Below are 18,502 nucleotides of genomic sequence, written 5' to 3' on the forward strand. Positions count from 1 at the left end.
CTATGCCATGTGCCCTCTGGGCGTTAGGGCGCTCCCACGCGTAACCTTCAAGCACCAGAGGATCGCCCTTGGCTGACGAGCAAACCGACCGCTTTACCGCGCGTGAAGCGCTGTTTTACCACGAGACGATCCGGCCGGGTAAGATCGAGATCATCGCCAGCAAGCCGATGGCGACTCAGCGCGACCTTAGCCTCGCCTACTCTCCTGGTGTCGCCGTTCCGGTTCAGGCCATCGCCGATGATCCCGCGAACGCCGCCCGTTATACGGCCCGCTCGAACCTCGTCGCGGTGATCTCCAACGGTACGGCCATCCTCGGCATGGGCAATCTGGGCGCGCTCGCCTCGAAGCCGGTGATGGAAGGCAAGGCAGTGCTGTTCAAGCGCTTCGCCGACGTCGACTCGATCGATATCGAACTCGACACCGAAGACCCGGAAGCCTTCATCAACGCCGTCGCGCTGATGGAGCCGACTTTCGGCGGCATCAACCTGGAAGACATCGCCGCGCCTGAGTGCTTCGTGATCGAACAGGCCCTGCGCGAGCGGATGAACATTCCGGTCATGCACGATGACCAGCACGGCACCGCGATCATCTCGGCCGCCGGCTTGCTCAACGCTTGCTTCATCACGGGGCGCGACCTGACCAAGGTGCGCATGGTGGTGAACGGCGCGGGCGCCTCGGCCATCGCCTGCACCGCGCTGATCAAGGCGCTGGGCGTCCCGCACGAAAACGTCACCATGTGCGACCGTTCGGGCGTGATCTACCGCGGTCGCGACAACGTCGACCAGTGGAAGAGCGCGCACGCGATCGACACCGCTGCGCGCACTCTGGAAGAGGCGCTGGACGGCGCCGACATCTTCCTCGGCCTTTCCGCCGCGAGAGCGCTCAAGCCCGAATGGGTGGCGAAGATGGCCGACCAGCCGATCATCTTCGCGATGGCCAACCCCGATCCGGAAATCACCCCGGACGACGCCAAGGCCGTGCGCCCCGACGCGATCATTGCCACTGGCCGGTCGGATTATCCGAACCAGGTCAACAACGTGCTCGGCTTCCCGTTCATCTTCCGCGGCGCGCTCGACGTGCAGGCGACCGCGATCAACGAAGAGATGAAGATCGCCGCCGCTCGCGCGATTGCCGAGCTCGCGCGCGAGTCCGTGCCGGAAGAGGTCGCCGCGGCCTATGGCAAGAGCCATCAGTTCGGGCGCGACTACATCATTCCCGCCCCGTTCGATCCGCGCCTGATGGAAGTTGTCCCGATGGCCGTCGCCCGCGCGGCGATGGAAAGCGGCGTGGCGAAGAAGGGCATCGAGGATTTCGAGGCCTATCGCCTCCAGCTCAAGAGCCGCCTCAATCCGACAACCTCGGTCCTGGCGAGCGTCTATACCGAGGTGAAGAACAACCCCAAGCGGGTGGTCTTCGCCGAAGCGGAAGAGGAAGTGGTGCTGCGCGCTGCGATCCAGTTCCAGGAATTCGGCTACGGAACGCCGGTCCTGGTCGGGCGCACCCAAGCCGTGGTGGACAAGCTGGCGGAGCTCGGCGTGTCGGATCCGCGGCAGTTCGAAATCCAGAACTCGGCGGACTCGCACCTCGTGCCGCAGATGGCGGACTTCCTCTACAAGCGGCTTCAGCGCCGGGGCTTCACCGAGCGTGACGTGCGCCGCATGGTCAACCAGGACCGCAACACCTTCGCTTCGTTGCTGGTGGCGCTTGGCCACGGCGATGCGCTGATCTCCGGCCTGACGCGTCCGTTCGCGCAGACCATGCGTGAAGTCAGCCAGGTGATCGATCCGAAGCCGGGCCAGGTGCCGTTCGGCGTCCACATGATGATCGGCAAGAACTACACCGTGTTCCTGGCCGACACGACGATCAACGAGCGGCCGAACGCCGAAGAACTCGCCCACATCGCCAAGGAAACCGCGGCGGTGGCGCGCCGCCTTGGGCATGAGCCGCGGGTGGCGTTCCTGTCCTATTCGACGTTCGGCAACCCGTCGGGCAAGTGGCTCGATAACATCCGCGACGCGGTGCATATTCTCGACGCCGAGGATCCGGGCTTCGAGTACGAAGGCGAAATGGCGCCCGACGCCGCGCTCAATCCGCGCGTCATGTCGCTCTATCCGTTCAGCCGCCTCTCGGGGCCGGCCAATGTGCTGGTCATGCCCGGCCTGCAATCGGCCAACCTTTCGGCCAAGCTGCTGCGCGAGCTGGCGGGCAATGCCACGATCGGCCCGATGCTGATCGGCCTCGAAAAGCCGGTCCAGATCGCGCCGATGACGGCCAATGCGCCCGACGTGCTGACGCTGGCGGTCCTGGCGGCGGCCGGCATCGTCGGGTGAGGGCTGCTGGGGCCAACTGGGCCCTGGTTGTAGTGCCGCTGATCTTTGCGGCGCTCAGCCTGCCGATGGTGTTCGAGTGGGTCGGGCCCAACGCCTACTACGGCGCTCGGACCGCGGCGTCTCAGGCCTCCGAGGCCGAGTGGTACCGGATCAACCAGCTGTCCGGCTTGGTCGGCGTGATCGGCGGCCTGATCGGGGCCGCCGTCAACGTAGCGATCGTCCGATCAGGCTTGTCGGTGATGCACAAGCAGGTCGCCTGTGTTGCGGTAATCGTGGCCGTGGCCGTGTCGATGGCCGCGTCGGCCTCGGTCGTCGCGTAGTCGCCTGGGGGCTTAACCCCAGGCACTCCACACACCGTAGGCGCTCGTCAGCGTCAGCACGATACCGACCAGGATCAGCATCTGCTTGGCCGGGAAGTGCTTGGCCGCCCAGGCACCGAGCGGGGCCGCGAGCAAGCCGCCGATCAGCAGGCCGAGCGTGGCGCCGGCAAGCTTTTCGATGCCGAGGTGCCAGATGAACGACGCCGAGATCGTTACCGTCAGGAAGAACTCAGCGGCGCTGACCGTGCCGACGACCTTGCGGGGCTCTGCCCCCTGGATCAGCAGGTTCGAGGTGACGACAGGTCCCCAGCCACCGCCGCCGGCAGCGTCGAGGAAACCGCCGATGAGGCCGAGCGGAGCAACGAGCTTCGCTTCCTTGAGCTTGGGCGGATACATCAGCCCGCGCCACAGCAGGTATAGACCGATCGAGGTGAGGTAGAGCAGCACGAACGGCTTCACGATGGCTGCGTCGAGGCTCGAGAGGACATAAGCGCCGGCGAACCCACCGATCATGCCCGGCACGACCAGATGCAGGAACAGTTTCCCGTCGATGTTCCGGTGCAGCAGATGGCTGAGCCCCGAAACGCCGGTGGTGAAGACCTCGACGATGTGGACGCGCTGCGATGCGTGCGCGGGGGGTACGCCCAGCACACCGACCAGCAGCGTGTTAGAAATGACCCCGAAGGCCATGCCGAGTGCACCGTCGACCAGCTGTGCGGCAAAACCCACCGCGATAAATGGCAGCAAGGCAGCAAGGTCGAAATCGCCAAACGGCATGCGGCAGTCCCCTTCGTTCCGTGCGATCCGGCTATCGAACCTATTCTCAACCAAAAAGATAGAGAATCATTCAGGCAGAGAAGCTTGGCTATTTGAGGGAAATACGGCCTTACTGCGGCAAAGAGGTCAACTTAGCCAAAAGCGCTTAAGTCCCTCCAAAAGGGGCTAACTCCGACGGAAGCGGAAGTACCAGACCTCGTGACCATCCCGCCGGGCCTTGGCTTCGTAGCGGGTTTCACTCCAGCCACCGGGGCGGTTCTGCCAACTCTCCGGTCCGTCGACCAGCCATTCGAACTGATGGGTGTGGCGGCGCATGACCATCAGTGCGTGGCGCAAGTAGATCGGGTGGTCGGTGCCGAATCGGAATTCGCCGCCGGGCTTGAGCTTGGCTGCGATCATGTCGACCGGGCCGTCGTTCATCATGCGCCGCTTGGCGTGGCGGGCCTTGGGCCAGGGGTCCGGGTGGAGCAGGTAGACGAACGACAGCGCCCCGTCGGGCACGCGGGCGAGCACTTCGAGCGCATCGCCATGATGGAGCCGCACGTTGCCGATCGGCGGGTGCGCTCCGTGGTCGCCGCTCACATGCACGAGCGCCTGGGCGACACCGTTCACAAACGGCTCGCAGCCGATGAAGCCGTGGCCGGGGAGCAGGTCGGCCCGCGCCGCCATATGCTCTCCACCGCCGAAGCCGATCTCGAAATGGAGCGGGCAATCCTCGCCGAACAAGCGCTCTGCCGTAACCGGGCCTTCTGCCGGAACGGCGATCTGCGGCAGCAGTGTGTCGACCAGGTCCTGTTGCCCGGCACGCAGGGTCTTGCCCTTGGAGCGGCCGTAGAGCCGGTTGAGAGTGGTCGGATCGCCCGACTTGTGTGCAGTCATGGCGCGCCCGCTAGGCGGCAGGGGGCGGGATTGTCCAGCGCGAAACTCCCTTCCGGCTCGCGGAAGGGAGACCAAAGAAAAGGGCCCGCCTCCAGTGGAGGCAGGCCCAAGTTTCTAGGAGTACGATAGTTTCTAAGAGTACGACTGCTTCTAGGAGAACAATATCAGGCCGCTTCGACCTCTTCGCCCGGGTCACGCAGCACGTAGCCACGTCCCCATACGGTTTCGATGTAGTTTTCGCCGCCGCACGCGCTCGAGAGCTTCTTGCGCAGCTTGCAGATGAACACGTCGATGATCTTGAGTTCGGGTTCGTCCATGCCGCCATAAAGGTGGTTGAGGAACATTTCCTTGGTCAGGGTGGTGCCCTTGCGGAGCGAGAGCAGCTCCAGCATGGCGTATTCCTTGCCCGTCAGGTGAACGCGCGCGCCGTCGACTTCGACAGTCTTGGCATCGAGGTTAACCGCCAGCTTGCCGGTACGGATGACCGACTGCGAATGACCCTTCGAACGGCGCACCACGGCGTGGATGCGGGCGATCAGCTCGTCCCGGTGGAACGGCTTGGTCACATAGTCGTCGGCACCGAAGCCGAAGCTGCGAATCTTGGAATCCATTTCCGAAATGCCGGAAAGGATCAGCACCGGCGTCTGCACTTTGGCGACGCGCAGTTTCTTAAGCACGTCATAGCCGTGCATGTCAGGCAGGTTCAGGTCGAGCAGGATGATGTCGTAATCATACAGCTTACCAAGGTCCAAACCCTCTTCGCCGAGATCGGTCGAATAGACGTTAAAGCCCTCAGTCGTGAGCATGAGCTCGATCGCCTTGGCGGTCGTCGGCTCGTCCTCGATCAACAGAACACGCATTGCTGCCCCCCTAGAGCTCCTGGTAACGTCACGCTAACAGGTGTTGCCCGGAATTAACCACGACATGTCTCAACGAAAAAGGTTAATTTTTCCTTTAACCCTTTTGCAAGAGTCGGTGGCTGCGCGATTGCGCTAGGCGACGCGGGCCAGTTTCTTCTGCCGCCGCCGCTGGACCGAAGAGCCGATACCGATCGCCTCGCGGTACTTCGCCACCGTGCGGCGGGCGAGATCGAAGCCCTTTTCCTTGAGCAGTTCGACCAGCTTGTCGTCCGAGAGGATATCGTCGGCGCTTTCGGCGTCGCACAGCGAACGGATCTGCGCCTTGACCGTCTCAGCGGACACCGCGCCTTCGCCATCGGACGAAGCGACGCCGCTGGTGAAGAAGTACTTGAGCTCGAACGTACCGCGCCCGCAGTTGAGGTACTTGTTCGAAGCGACGCGGCTGACCGTGCTCTCGTGCATCTCGATCGCTTCGGCCACCATGCGCATGGTTAGCGGGCGGAGATGCGATACGCCGCGGCGGAAGAAGCCTTCCTGCTGCTTCACGATTTCCGCGGCGACCTTGAGGATGGTTTTCTGCCGCTGGTCGAGCGCCTTGATCAGCGAGTTCGCCTCCGACAACCGCTCACTCAGCCAGCGCTTGGCGCTGCGGTCGACGCAGCCGCCGCGCAATTCGACATAGTAGGGGCGGTTAACGATGAGCCGTGGAAGTGTCGCCTGGTTCAAGGCGATCTCCCAGCCCTTGGCACCATCGCCGGAGATGAGGATGTCGGGCACGACAGGAGCCCGTTCACCGCCGCCGTAGCGCAGGCCTGGCTTCGGATCGTAGCCGCGCAGTTCGATGAGCATGTCGGAGAAATCTTCGTCATCGACGTCGCACATGCGCTTGAGGCGAGCGAAATCGCCCTTGGCGACCAGTTCGAGGTTGTCGATCAGCCGCGCCATGCACGGGTCGTAGCGGTCGGCCTCCTTGGCCTGGAGAGCCAGGCACTCGGACAGGTTTCTGGCACCGACGCCTGTCGGGTCGAGCGTCTGCACGATCGCCAGGGCCTCTTCCACACGCGCCAGCGGGACGCCGAGGCTGTCCGCGGCTTCGAGCAAGGGAGTGGGAAGGTAACCAGCCTCGTCGATCAGGCCGATCAGGTGGCGAGCGACGAACAGCAGCGCCTGGTCCGAGGTGACGGCGCCAATCTGCGCCTCCAGGTGCTCGGCCAAGGTCGGCTCGTCATCGCCGCGCTCGTCGATGTCCGGCCCCGGTTCGCTGCCGCCGATCGACGCGGTGGCCGACCAGTCGCCGGTGTCACGGTCGCGGTCGAGCGCGGTGACGTCGATGTCGAGCGGCGCGTCGGCCTCACCCTGGCCGCGCATGATCAGCTCGTCGGACGAAGGGTCTTCCGGCGCTTCTTCGCGGGTATCGGGTTCGGCCTGGCGCTCGAGGGAGATTTCGCCGGCTTCAAGTAGCGGATTGTTGTCGAGCGCGTCGCCGATGAAAGCTTCGATTTCGAGGTTGGAGAGCGCCAGCAGCTTGATCGCCTGCTGGAGCTGTGGCGTCATCGTGAGCGACTGGGATTGCCGCAGGTCGAGCCGAGGCCCCAGTGCCATCGATCAGCCTCCCCCTATACCAACCTAGAGGGTGAAGCTCTCGCCGAGGTAGAGCCGGCGCACATTGGGGTCGGCTACCAGATCCTCGGGACTTCCGGCGAACAGCACCTGGCCGCCGTAGATAATGCAGGCGCGGTCGACGATATCGAGCGTCTCGCGCACGTTGTGGTCGGTGATCAGCACGCCGATGCCGCGCCGCTTGAGATCCCTCACCAGCTCGCGAATGTCGCCGATCGACAGCGGGTCGATGCCCGCGAAGGGTTCGTCGAGCAGCATGATCGAGGGCTTGGCGGCTAGCGCGCGGGCGATCTCGCACCGGCGCCGCTCGCCGCCTGACAGCGCCATCGCCGGGCTGGAGCGCAGGCGGGTGATGTGGAATTCGTCGAGCAGGCGGTCGAGCTCGGCCGCGCGAACATCCCTGTCCGGTTCGACCATTTCGAGCACGCAGTTGATGTTCTGCTCCACCGTCATGCCGCGGAAGATCGAGGTTTCCTGCGGCAGGTAGCCAAGGCCGAGGATCGCGCGGCGGTACATCGGCAGCTTGGTGACATCGACGCCATCCATCAGGATGCGGCCGCTGTCGGGGCGGACGAGGCCCATGATCGAATAGAAGCAGGTCGTCTTGCCGGCGCCGTTCGGGCCGAGCAGGCCGAGCACCTCTCCCTTGCCGACCGTCAGCGAGATGTCCGACAGGACGGCGCGCTTGTCGTAGCTTTTGGCGATCGAGACGACCTCGAGCCCGCCTTGCGGGATCGGTGGCGCGGCATTGCCCGGCGCCTCTGCCATCGCTGAGGCGAGTGCGCGGGTGTCGAGGGCGGTTTCGTCGAGTGGGGTCATGGCTTCAGGTTCAGTCCTTTAGCACGGCTTGCGGAGGTTTGAACCCCGTTGGCAGGATTCCTGCATGACACGTTAGGAACCTACGGCGGACCGACAAGGTTACTACACTTGAAACACTGTCACGGTGGTGAGATAGTCCGAGTCGGGAAAGCAGAGGAGGAAAGGCGCGTGAATAAGGCGCTTCGTGATTCTGCGGCAACGCAAAATGTCTCCGGGCAGAAGGCGGCCGGACAAAAGCCAGTAGGCAAGAAGGTCGACTGGCGACGCAAAATGAGCGACCATGTCGCTTACGCGCTGCTGGTTTACACGGGCTTGCAGATTTTCGTGACGATGGGGGCACTTAAGAGCGGCCACAGCTCGATCCTGCCGTATTTCGCGCTGATCGTGCTGGTCGCGGCGATCATTCCGGCATGCCGCATGTTCGAACAACGCTGGGACGGGCTGAGCGACAGCGATGCCGCCAATCCCGAGCTGGCCGACCGTTTCAAGCGCGATCGCCTGGTCCTGTGGCTCTGTGCCCTTGGCTTGCCATTCCTGCTGACCGGGCTGTTCAAGGTCGCCTACTCGTTCATGTAGCGCCTTAAGGTCGCTGGACATGGAGGCTGCTGCCGACGCGCTCGAACGGATGATCGAGCGCTATTCTCCCCACGTGGCGGAACTGGGCAGATCCCTCATCGCGCATGCGCGGGCCCGGATCCCCCAGGCCAACGCCCTCGTCTACGATAACTACAATGCGCTCGGCGTGGGCTTCGCCCGAAACGTTTCGTCTTCGAACGTCATCATCTCGGTGGTGCTCTATCCGCGGTGGGTGAGCCTGTTCTTCTTCAAGGGAGCCTTGCTGGAAGACCCCGCGGGCCTGTTGCGCGGCAGCGGCACGATCATCCGCCACATCCGCTTCGAGGACGACGCCGAATTCGCGAGGCCCGAAGTCGAGTCGCTGATCGCCGCGGCGCTCGACCTGGTCGAGCCGCCGCTGGATCCTGCGGCCGAGGGCCGGTTGGTCATCAAGTCGGTTTCGGCGAGGCAGCGGCCTCGCCGCCCCGCCTAGTCGAAAAGGTCAGGCCGCAGCCTTGTTGTAGCGTTCGATCGCTTCGATGGTGACCTGGCGCGCCATGGCCGCGTCGCCCCACTCGCCGACCCGCACCCACTTCTCGGACTCCAGGTCCTTATAGTGCTTGAAGAAGTGCTCGATCTGCTGGAGCACGATCGAAGGCAGGTCTTCCCGTTCACCGACGTCGGAATAGTACGGGAAGGTCGAATCCACCGGAACGCAGATGAGCTTCTCGTCACCGCCATGCTCGTCTTCGAGCACCAGCACGCCGATCGGGCGCGCGCGGACGACGCAGCCGGGGATGAACGGCGAGCGGGAAATGACCAGTGCATCGAGCGGATCGCCGTCGGGCGACAGCGTGTGCGGCACGAAGCCGTAGTTCGCCGGATAACGCATCGGCGTGTGCAGGATGCGGTCGACGAACAGGGCGCCGCTTTTCTTGTCGAATTCGTACTTTACCGGTTCGCCGCCCGTCGGGACCTCGATGATGACATTGAGGCTTTCAGGCGGATTGTCGCCGGTGGGAATGTGTTCGATACGCATTGAAGCTCGCTTCCATCAGGTAATCTGGCACCCCCCCTGATTTTTTCGGCGCGCCTAGAGCATGGGGTGCGGCTTGGCGAGAGCGAATTGCCGTGAAGCCATTTCTGCGGCATCAATCCGACAACCAAGCGGCAAGACGGACGCATAATAAGCCGCAAGCCCTGGATGAGAGGAAACCGATGCACGTAGGCCTTGCCACAGGATTCGCGCACCAGCGCGGCGACAGCTATTCCGACACGCAGTTTATTCGCGAAGAGGTCGAGAACCTCGTCCTCGCTGAAGAGCTTGGGTTCGATTCGGTGTGGATCACCGAGCACCACTTCACCGACTATTCGATGTCGAACGATCCGTTGCAGCTGCTGACCTACATTGCCGGTCGCACCAAGCGGGTGAAGCTCGGGACGCAAGTCATCATCGCGCCGTGGCGGGATCCGGTGCGGCTGGCCGAAGCGATCATCAACCTCGACATCATTTCGGGCGGCCGGGCGATCCTCGGCTTCGGGGGCGGCCTTTCGCCCGACGAGTTCCACGGCCTGCGCGTCGACCAGAACAAGTCGCGTGCGCTCTACAACGACGTGCTCGACATGGTCATTCCGGCGATCGAGACCGGCATTCTCGAAGGCGAGACCGAAACCATCAGCCAACCGCGCGTCGAGCTGCGGCCGCGGCCGTTCAAGAGCTTCGAGGGACGGAAGTTCTGCGGCTCGCTCTCGGGCACTTCGATGTTCGCCGCGGCCCGCCATGGCTTCGGCAACATGGTGCTGATGCTGCCCCAGCGCGGCAAGGAAGCGGCGCCCGACAAGTACATCGAGGTGTGGCAGGAAGTGCATGGCCCGGGTAGCCGCCCGCCAGCGCCGATGGTCAGCGGCAACTTCTACATCGACGAAAGCGCCGAGTTCGCCGAGGTGCAGGGCCACAAGTACCTCGCCAACACCATGCGTGCAGCGGTCAAGAACTACAGCCTCGACAAGCCCGGTACCTTCGCGAACATCAAGGGCTACGAGAACTACGAAAACATGACCATGCCGCCCGAAGCGGTGGAGGAATACTCCCAGAACTTCGGCCAGGGCGCCGTCACCGGCACCCCGCAGATGATGATCGAGCGGATGTGGGAACTGAAGGAAGCCTACAAGCCGCAGGGCTTCTTCCCGCACCTCTACTTCGGCGGCATGCCGCAGGAAGAAGCGCTCAAGAACATGCACTTGTTCGCCGAGAAAGTGCTGCCGGAGGTCAAGAGCTGGGAGGCCGAGGTCTCGATCGACGATCGGTTCCTGGAAGCGGCGGAGTAATCCTCCCCGGAACGGGGAGGGGGACCGCGCGAAGCGTGGTGGAGGGGCACCTGCCGCAATCGTTGCGCTGGCCGAGGGTGCCCCTCCGTCAGCCGCCTGCGGCGTCTGCCACCTCCCCGTGCCGGGGAGGATTTAGCCCCCCAGCACGTTGATCGCGAAGGCGATCAGGCCGATGTTGAACAGGAACGCGCCGAAAGTGTGCAGCAGCACGATCCGGCGCACACCCGTCGTCGTGATCTGCACGTCGGAGGTCTGGAAGGTCATCCCCAGCGTGAAGGCGAAATAGGCGAAGTCGTGGTAGTCGGGCGTCTTGGTCCCGGGAAACTCCAGCCCGCCCGCGTCCCCGCCGTCTGATCCGATCCCATAGTAGGCGTGGGCATAGTGCAGCGCGTAGACGCTGTTGGCGAAGAGCCAGACCAGAATCAGCGTGCCCACCAGCGTGACGACCGCCGCAGGATCGCCGCTCCGGGCGCCGTGCAGCTCGCCGATGATCGCCGCCATGGCGACCGCGGTAAGCAACGTGCTCAGGATCAAGACCAGCACGCGGTTGGCATCATTGGCCGCAGCGTGGTTGCGCATGATCTCGGGAGACGAATAGCGCACCAGGCTGGCAAGCGAGCCCAGGAACACCATCGCGGCAATGTCGAAAGCCACCGCGACTCCGTCGAGCCAGCCCCGGTGCCCGAGCCCCATGAGATAGCCAGCGTAAGTGAGAACCAGCACGCCGATGAACAGCAGGAAGCGCGGCGGGGCAATCCGATTGCCGATCGAAGGACGAGGGCGCGCCGAGTTCACGGGGCTCACCATAGCGCTTTTGCCGGGCTTGGCACCAGCAACGCGTCTTTGCGAACCGGCGCTTTGCAGCTAAGCGCCGGGGCGCATGAGCAGGATCGAAACCCCCAAGCCCATCAGGGGCACCCAGGACATCTTCGGCGCCGAGGCCGAGGCCTTCGCGCACGTCGTCGAAACCTTCGAGCGGGTGCGCAAGCTCTACCGCTTCCGCCGCATCGAAATGCCGGTGTTCGAAAAGACCGAGGTGTTCAGCCGCTCGCTCGGCGAAACGACCGACGTGGTCTCGAAGGAAATGTACTCGTTCCTCGACCGCGGCGACGAATCGCTGACCCTGCGACCGGAGTTCACCGCCGGCATCGCCCGTGCCTACCTCACCGACGGCTGGCAGCAGTACGCGCCGCTCAAGGTCGCGACCCACGGCCCGCTGTTCCGCTATGAACGGCCGCAGAAGGGCCGCTACCGCCAGTTCCACCAGCTCGATGCCGAGATCATCGGCGCGGGTGAGCCGCAGGCCGATGTCGAGCTGCTGGCGATGGCCGATCAGCTCCTTAAGGAATTGGGCATTGCCGATGGCGTGACGCTGCAGCTCAACACGCTCGGCGACGCGGAGAGCCGTGAAGCCTGGCGCGCCGCGCTGGTCGAACACTTCCGCGATTCCCGCGATGCGCTGTCCGAAGATTCGCAAGAGCGGCTCGAGAAGAACCCGCTGCGCATCCTCGACAGCAAGGACCCGCGCGACAAGGCGCTGGTCCACAACGCCCCGCGGATCGACGACTTCCTCAGTGGGGAGGCCGAGCGGTTTTTCCTGCAAGTAACCGACGGCCTCGATGCCGCCGGCGTCGCCTGGACGCGCAACCCGGCGCTGGTGCGCGGGCTAGACTACTATCGCCACACCGCGTTCGAATTCGTGACCGACCGGCTGGGCGCCCAAGGCACTGTGCTGGGCGGCGGGCGCTATGACGGGCTTATGGAAAGCCTCGGCGGCGTGCCGACCCCGGCGGTCGGCTGGGCTGCCGGGATTGAGCGGCTGGCGATGCTGGTCGAAGCCGCGGGCAGGGTCGCCATTGATACGCTCGACGTTATCCTCGCAGTTGAGGACGATCGCGCGTTGCGCGTTGCTCAGCAATCGCTCGCGCAGCTCCGTCGCGCGGGTTTCTCTGCCGACATGATCGCCAGCGGCTCGCCGCGGAAGCGGTTCGATAAGGCGGTGAAGGCGGGGGCTCGGGTGATCCTGGGTTTCACTCACAACGAGGACCAGGTCGTGCGGAGCCTCAAGGGGCCCGATGATTGGGTGGAGAAGATCGACGCAGTAGTCCTGCCGTTGATCCTGGCCCAAGGGCAATGACCATCCCCGAAGAGCGCTTAGCGCAGATTTCCAACCGCTTTGCCGAGCTCGAAGCCCGCCTCGCTTCGGGACAGCTCGAGGGCGAGGCTTTCGTCGCCGCCAGCCGCGATTATGCCGAGCTCGAACCCGTCGCCAAGGCGGCGCAGGACGTGCGCGACATGCGCGCCGAGATCGCCCAGCTTGCCGCGCTCACCGACGACCCCGAAATGCGCGCCCTAGCGGACGAAGAGCTGGGCGAGTTGCGCCAGCGCCTGCCTGAGGCCGAGCGGGCCCTCTCCATCGCGCTACTACCGCGCGACGCGGCCGATGAGCGACCGGCCATGCTGGAAATCCGCGCCGGCACTGGCGGTGACGAGGCGGCGCTGTTCGCGGGCGACCTCTACCGCATGTACGAACGCTTCGCTGCCGAGCAGGGCTGGAAGGTTGAACCGATCTCGATGAACGCCAGCGATGTCGGCGGGTTCAAGGAAATCGTCGCCAACGTCGCGGGGGCGGGCGTGTTCGCCAAGCTCAAGTTCGAAAGCGGCGTCCACCGCGTCCAGCGCGTGCCGGCGACCGAGAGCGGCGGGCGCATTCACACCTCTGCGGCGACCGTCGCCGTTCTGCCCGAACCAACCGAGGTCGACGTCCATATCGAGGACAAGGACCTGCGGATCGACATCTACCGGTCGAGCGGCGCGGGTGGGCAGCACGTCAACACCACCGACAGCGCCGTCCGCATCATCCACTTGCCCACCGGCCTGGTGGTGATCCAGCAGGACGAGCGCAGCCAGCACAAGAACCGCGCCAAGGCGATGCAGGTCCTGCGCGCCCGTCTCTACGAAAAGATGCGCGAGGAAGCTCACGGGGTCGAAGCTGAAGCGCGCAAGGCCATGGTCGGTTCGGGCGACCGTTCAGAGCGCATCCGCACTTACAACTTCCCGCAGGGCCGGGTGACCGATCACCGTATCGGTCTGACGCTGCACAAGCTCGACGAAGTGCTGCAAGGTCCGGGGCTGGGCGAACTGGTGAATGCGCTGATCGCCGAAGACCAGGCCAAGCGGCTCGCGGCCCTAGGTGAATAAGAGCCTTTGCCGTTCGTGGTGAGCTTGTCGAACCACACCAGCGCCGCGCTATCGTCCTTCGACAGGCTCAGGACGAACGGAGGTTGGGTTGAAAGTCGCTGAAGCGCTCCGACAAGCTGCCGCCCGGCTCGAACCGGTCTCCGATACCGCCCGGCTCGATGCCGAGCTGCTGATGACCCATGCCTTCGGGGCTTCGCGCTCCGAGCTGTTGCTGCGGCACATGCAGGCCGATGCGCCCGAAGCCTTCATGGCACTCGTCACGCGAAGGGAACGTCACGAACCTGTGGCCTACATCCTGGGCCACAAGGAGTTCTACGGGCGAGAGTTCCTCGTCGCGCCCGGTGTGCTCATTCCGCGGATGGATAGCGAGACGACTGTGGCGGCCGCCCTCTCGGCGGTGCCTGCGCCACGCCGGGTGCTCGATTGCGGTGTCGGTTCGGGCGCCTTGCTGCTCACCGTTCTGGCCGAAGTTCCAGGCGCCGAGGGCGTCGGCATCGACCGCGCCGAAGCGCCCCTGGAAATAGCCTCGGCCAATGCGGCCCAACTGGGCCTCGCCGAGCGCGCCCGCATAGTGCGCGGCGATTGGAGCGAGCCCGGCTGGGCCGACGCGCTGGGCGAATTCGACCTCGTTCTCGCCAACCCGCCCTACGTCGAGGAAGACGCGCCGATCGCGCTGGCGGTGCGCGATTGGGAGCCCGCAGGAGCCCTGTTTGCGGGGCCCGAAGGCCTGGACGATTACCTCGTTCTGGTGCCCCAATTGCCGCACCTGCTCACGAAAAACGGGGCGGCAGTCCTTGAAATCGGCGCTGCGCAGGCTGACCAAGTGGCTGGAATCGCCGAACTAGCCGGCCTCACCTCCGAATTGCACCGCGATCTGGGCGGTCGGCCCCGGGCGCTGGTGCTGAAAAAGCTTGCCGATTAGGGCTTGGCAAACGGCATCCGACTCACTAACTCTCAATTCAGGCCAGCGGTGGGAGGCGAAAGCCGGCACCGCGCCAGAAACTCCATCATTTGCCAAGTAAACGGGGGCTACCGCCCACCGAAAGAGCAGATGGGGAACCGCGAAGCGCTCTTCCTTGCCCAGGAGGCGCCGTGGATGGGGGATGTGTGACCGGGAGGCCGGTCTTTAATCAAGGAAGCAGATTTCCTTTGAACCAGAATCGCAACAACAATAACCGCCGGCGTGGTCGCGGCAACAATCGTGGCGGCCAAGGTGGCGGCGGCAACATGGGTAACCGGATCGACAGCCGGGCCCGTGGCAACGCGCCGCAGATGCTCGAAAAGTATCGCAAGCTAGCGCACGACGCTTCGCTCAACGGCGATCGCGTGCAGACCGAATATTACCTGCAGTTCGCGGATCACTATTTCCGCGTCGTGGCCGACAGCCGCACGCAGAAGGACGACCAGCGTCCGCGACGCGACAATGAGCGCGACGATCGCGATCATGGTTATGAAACCGACGACTACGACACCGACGAGCAGCAGGATCAGGGCGGGCGCGAGCCACGCCAGGCCCAGCCGCAGCCGCAGTCGCAGCAGCGCGGTCGTGATCGCGACCGTGACGATGATCGCGGCCCGCGTGAAGCGCGTGACGAAGGTCCTCGCGCCTCCGAAGGCGATGATGCCCTAACCGCGGAAGACAATCCGTTCACTCGCGAAGCCCGGGCCCCGCGTCCGCGCACTCGCGGCCGCGCTCGCCCGGCCAATGATGCCGATGCGGGCGGACGTGAAGACGAGCGCAGTGCCGATGCCGAAGTATCGAGCTTCGATCCCGGTCTGCTGCCGCCGTCGATCGTCCGGGAAGAGGAAGCCGAACCGCGTCCTCGCCCCCGCACTCGTGCCCGCAAGACTCGCCCTGTCGATGACAGCGGCGACGAGGCTCTCGAAGCCGTTAGCTGACGCCGCTTGCGCACCGCGCTATGGCCCGCCAAACGCATGCCATGGCGCTTGTGCTGAGCTCATGGCGATACCTGGCCGCCCGTCCTCGCCTGAGCGCGGTGGGCCTTGGCCTGCTTGCGGCGACGGGATTCCAGCCGCTGGGGCTCTGGCCGTTGTCGCTGGCAGCGATGGCGCTCTTCGCCGCGCTGCTGGCTGAAACGCCTAACGCAAAGCGAGCCGCGGCGCTCGGCTGGTTCTTCGGCCTCGGCCACTTCACTTTCGGTAACAACTGGATCGCCGCCGCCTTCACCCACCAGGCGGAAATGCCCGCGGTGCTCGGTTGGGCGGCGGTGCCGATACTCTCGCTTTACCTGGCAATCTATCCCGCGCTCGCCGCGATGGGCGCTCGCGTGATCTCGCGCGGAGGCTTGAGCTGGACTCTCGCCTGGGCTTTCGCGGGCTGCTGGACGCTATCGGAATTGATGCGCGCGATGGTGTTCAGCGGCTATACCTGGAACCCGTTCGCGATGGTTCTGTTGGGCCCGTTCGACCGGCCAGGGCTGGCGGCAATCGCTCCATGGATGGGGACTTACGCCCTTTCCGGAATCGCCGTGTTCGTTTCCGCTGCGTTGGCTGTGCTGGTGCGCGAACAGCGGCGGCTGGTCGCGATACTGGTCGCCATTCTGCTTGTGATCGGGATGTACCTGCCCGCCCCGGCCGAACGCGAGGGGAAGTTGCAGTTCACCCTCGTGCAGCCCGATCTCAGGCAATACCGCATCAGCGACCCGCTCTATTACGAGGCGAATTACTTGCGCCTCGCCGAGTTCACGCATCCGCGACAGCCGGGACAACCGCGGCTGGTCCTGTGGCCCGAATCGGGCCTCGCTGACTATCTCGAGCCGGGCTACCCACAGCGCTACTATGACCGCATGACTGCGTTCGGTGATCCGGTGCTCGCGCGTTACCGGATCGCCCAGCTGATCGGGCCAGGCTCCGTGCTGCTGACCGGGGCTGTTGAGCTGAAGATCGGCGGCGGGCGCGCCGTTGGCGCTTACAACTCGGTCAGCGCCCTCGACGACCAGGGCGCCATCCTCGGCAGCTACGACAAGGCGCACTTGGTCCCTTACGGCGAATACCTACCGATGCGTGAGGTGCTGGAGCCGATCGGCCTCAGTCGCCTCGTGCCCGGCTCGATCGACTTCATCCCCGGCCCTGGCCCGCGCACGCTCGACCTTGGCGCTCTCGGCAAGGCCGGGGTGCAGGTTTGCTACGAGATCGTCTTCTCCGGCGAGGTGGCCGACCGCGGCAATCGTCCGGATTTCATCTTCAATCCGTCGAACGACGGCTGGTTCGGAAGTTTCGGTCCGCCGCAACACCTCGCCCAGGCTCGCCTGAGGGCCATCGAGGAAGGGCTTCCAGTGCTCCGTTCGACCACCACCGGGATCAGCGCCGTGATCGATCAGCACGGTGTAGTCCGTCACTACCTGCCAATGCACAAGGCTGGCCGCATCGACGGGAAGATTCCGCTGGCCGCCTCGCCCACGCCGTTTGCGCGACTGGGCAATGCGCTCGCGATTGCATGGGCGATGGTTTTCCTTGCCCTTGGCTATATTGCGTCGCGCCGGGGCCGCCGTTAGACCCCATTCAACAAAGTACCCGAGGGAACCCAGCCTAAATGCGTCAGTCTTACCTGTTCACGTCCGAAAGCGTGTCTGAAGGTCATCCCGACAAGGTCTCGGACCAGATCTCCGACGCCATTGTCGACCTGTTCCTTTCAAAGGACCCGGAAGCGCGCGTCGCCTGCGAAACCCTGACGACGACGCAGCTCGTGGTGCTGGCCGGAGAAATCCGCTGCAAGGGCGTGTTCGAGAACGGCGAATGGGCTCCTGGTGCACTCGACGAGATTGAGAAGACTGTCCGCAACACCGTCAAGGACATCGGTTACGAACAGGCCGGCTTCCATTGGAACGAGCTGCGTTTCGAGAACAACTTGCACGGCCAGTCGGCGCACATCGCGCAAGGCGTGGACGCCAGCGGCAATAAGGACGAAGGCGCCGGCGACCAGGGTATCATGTTCGGCTTCGCGTGCGACGAGACGCCCGACCTGATGCCGGCGACGCTCTACTATAGCCACAAGGTCCTCGAGCACATGGCGGCCGATCGCCATTCGGGCGCGGCCCCGTTCCTGGAGCCTGACGCCAAGAGCCAGGTCACTCTCAAGTTCGAAAACGGCAAGCCTGTGGCCGCCACCGCGATCGTGGTCTCGACCCAGCATGCCAAGGGCTATGACGAAGGTGCCAAGGAAGCCGAGCTCCACACTTACGTGAAGAAGGTGATCGCGGACGTACTTCCGGCAAACCTGCTGTCGAACGGAACCGAATACCACATCAACCCGACCGGCTCGTTCGAGATCGGGGGCCCTGACGGCGACGCCGGCCTGACCGGGCGCAAGATCATCGTCGACACCTACGGCGGCGCGGCGCCGCACGGTGGTGGTGCGTTCTCCGGCAAGGACCCGACCAAGGTCGACCGCTCGGCCGCTTACATCACCCGCTACCTCGCCAAGAACATCGTTGCCGCAGGCCTCGCCAAGCGCTGCACGATCCAACTGGCCTACGCCATCGGCGTGTCAAAGCCGCTGTCGCTCTATGTCGACACGCACGGCACGGGCACGGTCGGGGATGACAAGATCGAAGCCGCGATCCAGTCGATCGACAAGCTCGGCGGCCTGACCCCGCGCGGCATCCGCACGCACCTCGGCCTCAACAAGCCGATCTACCGCAAGACCGCGGCCTACGGCCACTTCGGCCGCACGCCTGAAGGCGACTTCTTCCCGTGGGAGAAGACCGACCTGGTGGACGACCTCAAGGCCGCACTGGCCTGATCCAGCTCCAAACCCCCTCCCGCTTGCGGGAGGGGTCAGGGGTGGGCAAGG

General features: G+C 64.6%; 18 protein-coding genes. 11 read left to right on the forward strand and 7 right to left on the reverse strand.

Going from position 1 to position 18,502, the window contains the following annotated elements; all coding sequences use genetic code 11:
• Positions 1–68: 68 nt before the first annotated feature.
• Entirely contained in the window at positions 69–2,330 is a 2,262-nt protein-coding gene (locus ASD76_RS15200) for an NADP-dependent malic enzyme (RefSeq protein ID WP_055924973.1), read from the forward strand.
• The gene (locus tag ASD76_RS15205; protein ID WP_156457757.1) at positions 2,327–2,650 is read left to right on the forward strand and encodes an SdpI family protein; all 324 of its coding nucleotides are present in this window, start codon (positions 2,327–2,329) and stop codon (positions 2,648–2,650) included. The genes ASD76_RS15200 and ASD76_RS15205 overlap by 4 nt, the downstream gene beginning before the upstream one ends.
• 12 nt (positions 2,651–2,662) lie before the next feature.
• On the opposite strand, the gene ASD76_RS15210 is transcribed toward ASD76_RS15205, so the two are convergent.
• From ASD76_RS15210 to lptB, 5 genes are all read right to left on the reverse strand, one after another.
• On the reverse strand, positions 2,663–3,427 hold the full coding sequence (locus tag ASD76_RS15210) for a sulfite exporter TauE/SafE family protein (protein ID WP_055924979.1): 765 nt from the start codon (positions 3,425–3,427) through the stop codon (positions 2,663–2,665).
• 165 nt (positions 3,428–3,592) lie between these two features.
• Positions 3,593–4,306 (reverse strand): tRNA (guanine(46)-N(7))-methyltransferase TrmB, encoded by a 714-nt coding sequence (trmB, locus tag ASD76_RS15215; protein WP_055924983.1) that lies wholly within the window; start codon positions 4,304–4,306, stop codon positions 3,593–3,595.
• Positions 4,307–4,470: 164 nt separating this feature from the next.
• Positions 4,471–5,166 (reverse strand): response regulator transcription factor CtrA, encoded by a 696-nt coding sequence (gene ctrA, locus ASD76_RS15220; RefSeq protein WP_055924986.1) that lies wholly within the window; start codon positions 5,164–5,166, stop codon positions 4,471–4,473.
• A gap of 132 nt (positions 5,167–5,298) precedes the next feature.
• Positions 5,299–6,768, reverse strand: coding sequence for an RNA polymerase factor sigma-54 (gene rpoN, locus ASD76_RS15225; protein ID WP_055924989.1), 1,470 nt, complete (start codon positions 6,766–6,768; stop codon positions 5,299–5,301).
• Between the two features lie 24 nt (positions 6,769–6,792).
• A complete protein-coding gene (gene lptB, locus ASD76_RS15230) occupies positions 6,793–7,605 on the reverse strand; it encodes an LPS export ABC transporter ATP-binding protein (RefSeq protein ID WP_055924994.1) in 813 nt (270 codons plus the stop codon).
• 168 nt (positions 7,606–7,773) lie between these two features.
• Here lptB and ASD76_RS15235 point away from each other — a divergent pair, with 168 nt between their 5' ends.
• Both ASD76_RS15235 and ASD76_RS15240 read left to right on the forward strand, forming a co-directional pair.
• Positions 7,774–8,181, forward strand: coding sequence for a hypothetical protein (locus ASD76_RS15235; protein ID WP_235506788.1), 408 nt, complete (start codon positions 7,774–7,776; stop codon positions 8,179–8,181).
• 19 nt (positions 8,182–8,200) lie between these two features.
• On the forward strand, positions 8,201–8,653 hold the full coding sequence (locus ASD76_RS15240; RefSeq protein WP_055924998.1) for a DUF1801 domain-containing protein: 453 nt from the start codon (positions 8,201–8,203) through the stop codon (positions 8,651–8,653).
• A gap of 9 nt (positions 8,654–8,662) precedes the next feature.
• Here ASD76_RS15240 and ppa read toward each other — a convergent pair whose 3' ends face one another.
• Positions 8,663–9,199: an inorganic diphosphatase gene (gene ppa, locus ASD76_RS15245; RefSeq protein WP_055925001.1), complete on the reverse strand. Its 537-nt coding sequence runs from the start codon at positions 9,197–9,199 to the stop codon at positions 8,663–8,665.
• 179 nt (positions 9,200–9,378) lie between these two features.
• Between ppa and ASD76_RS15250 the strand changes: the two genes are divergently transcribed.
• Positions 9,379–10,488: an LLM class flavin-dependent oxidoreductase gene (locus ASD76_RS15250; RefSeq protein ID WP_055925004.1), complete on the forward strand. Its 1,110-nt coding sequence runs from the start codon at positions 9,379–9,381 to the stop codon at positions 10,486–10,488.
• 132 nt (positions 10,489–10,620) lie between these two features.
• Here the strand turns inward: ASD76_RS15250 and ASD76_RS15255 are convergent, their stop codons facing one another.
• The gene (locus ASD76_RS15255; protein ID WP_235506789.1) at positions 10,621–11,283 is read right to left on the reverse strand and encodes a DUF1345 domain-containing protein; all 663 of its coding nucleotides are present in this window, start codon (positions 11,281–11,283) and stop codon (positions 10,621–10,623) included.
• Positions 11,284–11,368: 85 nt separating this feature from the next.
• Between ASD76_RS15255 and hisS the strand changes: the two genes are divergently transcribed.
• The 6 genes from hisS to metK all read left to right on the forward strand — a co-directional run bounded on the left by hisS (position 11,369) and on the right by metK (position 18,451).
• A complete protein-coding gene (gene hisS / locus ASD76_RS15260; RefSeq protein WP_055925009.1) occupies positions 11,369–12,625 on the forward strand; it encodes a histidine--tRNA ligase in 1,257 nt (418 codons plus the stop codon).
• Entirely contained in the window at positions 12,622–13,689 is a 1,068-nt protein-coding gene (prfA, locus tag ASD76_RS15265) for a peptide chain release factor 1 (RefSeq protein ID WP_055925013.1), read from the forward strand. Before hisS ends, prfA begins: the two co-directional genes overlap by 4 nt.
• 88 nt (positions 13,690–13,777) lie before the next feature.
• Positions 13,778–14,611 carry a peptide chain release factor N(5)-glutamine methyltransferase gene (gene prmC / locus ASD76_RS15270; RefSeq protein WP_055925019.1) on the forward strand — a complete coding sequence of 278 codons (834 nt, stop codon included), beginning with the start codon at positions 13,778–13,780 and terminating at the stop codon, positions 14,609–14,611.
• A gap of 227 nt (positions 14,612–14,838) precedes the next feature.
• Complete coding sequence (locus ASD76_RS15275; RefSeq protein WP_055925022.1) at positions 14,839–15,588, forward strand: DUF4167 domain-containing protein; 750 nt, start codon at positions 14,839–14,841, stop codon at positions 15,586–15,588.
• 41 nt (positions 15,589–15,629) lie between these two features.
• Positions 15,630–17,204 carry an apolipoprotein N-acyltransferase gene (gene lnt / locus ASD76_RS15280; protein ID WP_156457758.1) on the forward strand — a complete coding sequence of 525 codons (1,575 nt, stop codon included), beginning with the start codon at positions 15,630–15,632 and terminating at the stop codon, positions 17,202–17,204.
• Positions 17,205–17,242: 38 nt separating this feature from the next.
• Complete coding sequence (gene metK, locus ASD76_RS15285) at positions 17,243–18,451, forward strand: methionine adenosyltransferase (RefSeq protein ID WP_055925025.1); 1,209 nt, start codon at positions 17,243–17,245, stop codon at positions 18,449–18,451.
• Positions 18,452–18,502: the final 51 nt, after the last annotated feature.

The sequence above is a fragment of the Altererythrobacter sp. Root672 genome, from assembly GCF_001427865.1.
GTDB lineage: Bacteria > Pseudomonadota > Alphaproteobacteria > Sphingomonadales > Sphingomonadaceae > Croceibacterium_A.

Bases quoted from the DNA above. Each gene is read 5' to 3' on its own strand.
- ASD76_RS15210 (WP_055924979.1), bottom strand. From the start codon at position 3,427: ATGCCGTTTGGCGATTTCGACCTTGCTGCCTTGCTGCCATTTATCGCG.
- trmB (WP_055924983.1), bottom strand. From the start codon at position 4,306: ATGACTGCACACAAGTCGGGCGATCCGACCACTCTCAACCGGCTCTAC.
- ctrA (WP_055924986.1), bottom strand. From the start codon at position 5,166: ATGCGTGTTCTGTTGATCGAGGACGAGCCGACGACCGCCAAGGCGATC.
- rpoN (WP_055924989.1), bottom strand. From the start codon at position 6,768: ATGGCACTGGGGCCTCGGCTCGACCTGCGGCAATCCCAGTCGCTCACG.
- lptB (WP_055924994.1), bottom strand. From the start codon at position 7,605: ATGACCCCACTCGACGAAACCGCCCTCGACACCCGCGCACTCGCCTCA.
- ASD76_RS15240 (WP_055924998.1), top strand. From the start codon at position 8,201: ATGGAGGCTGCTGCCGACGCGCTCGAACGGATGATCGAGCGCTATTCT.
- ppa (WP_055925001.1), bottom strand. From the start codon at position 9,199: ATGCGTATCGAACACATTCCCACCGGCGACAATCCGCCTGAAAGCCTC.
- ASD76_RS15250 (WP_055925004.1), top strand. From the start codon at position 9,379: ATGCACGTAGGCCTTGCCACAGGATTCGCGCACCAGCGCGGCGACAGC.
- hisS (WP_055925009.1), top strand. From the start codon at position 11,369: ATGAGCAGGATCGAAACCCCCAAGCCCATCAGGGGCACCCAGGACATC.
- prfA (WP_055925013.1), top strand. From the start codon at position 12,622: ATGACCATCCCCGAAGAGCGCTTAGCGCAGATTTCCAACCGCTTTGCC.
- lnt (WP_156457758.1), top strand. From the start codon at position 15,630: ATGGCGCTTGTGCTGAGCTCATGGCGATACCTGGCCGCCCGTCCTCGC.
- metK (WP_055925025.1), top strand. From the start codon at position 17,243: ATGCGTCAGTCTTACCTGTTCACGTCCGAAAGCGTGTCTGAAGGTCAT.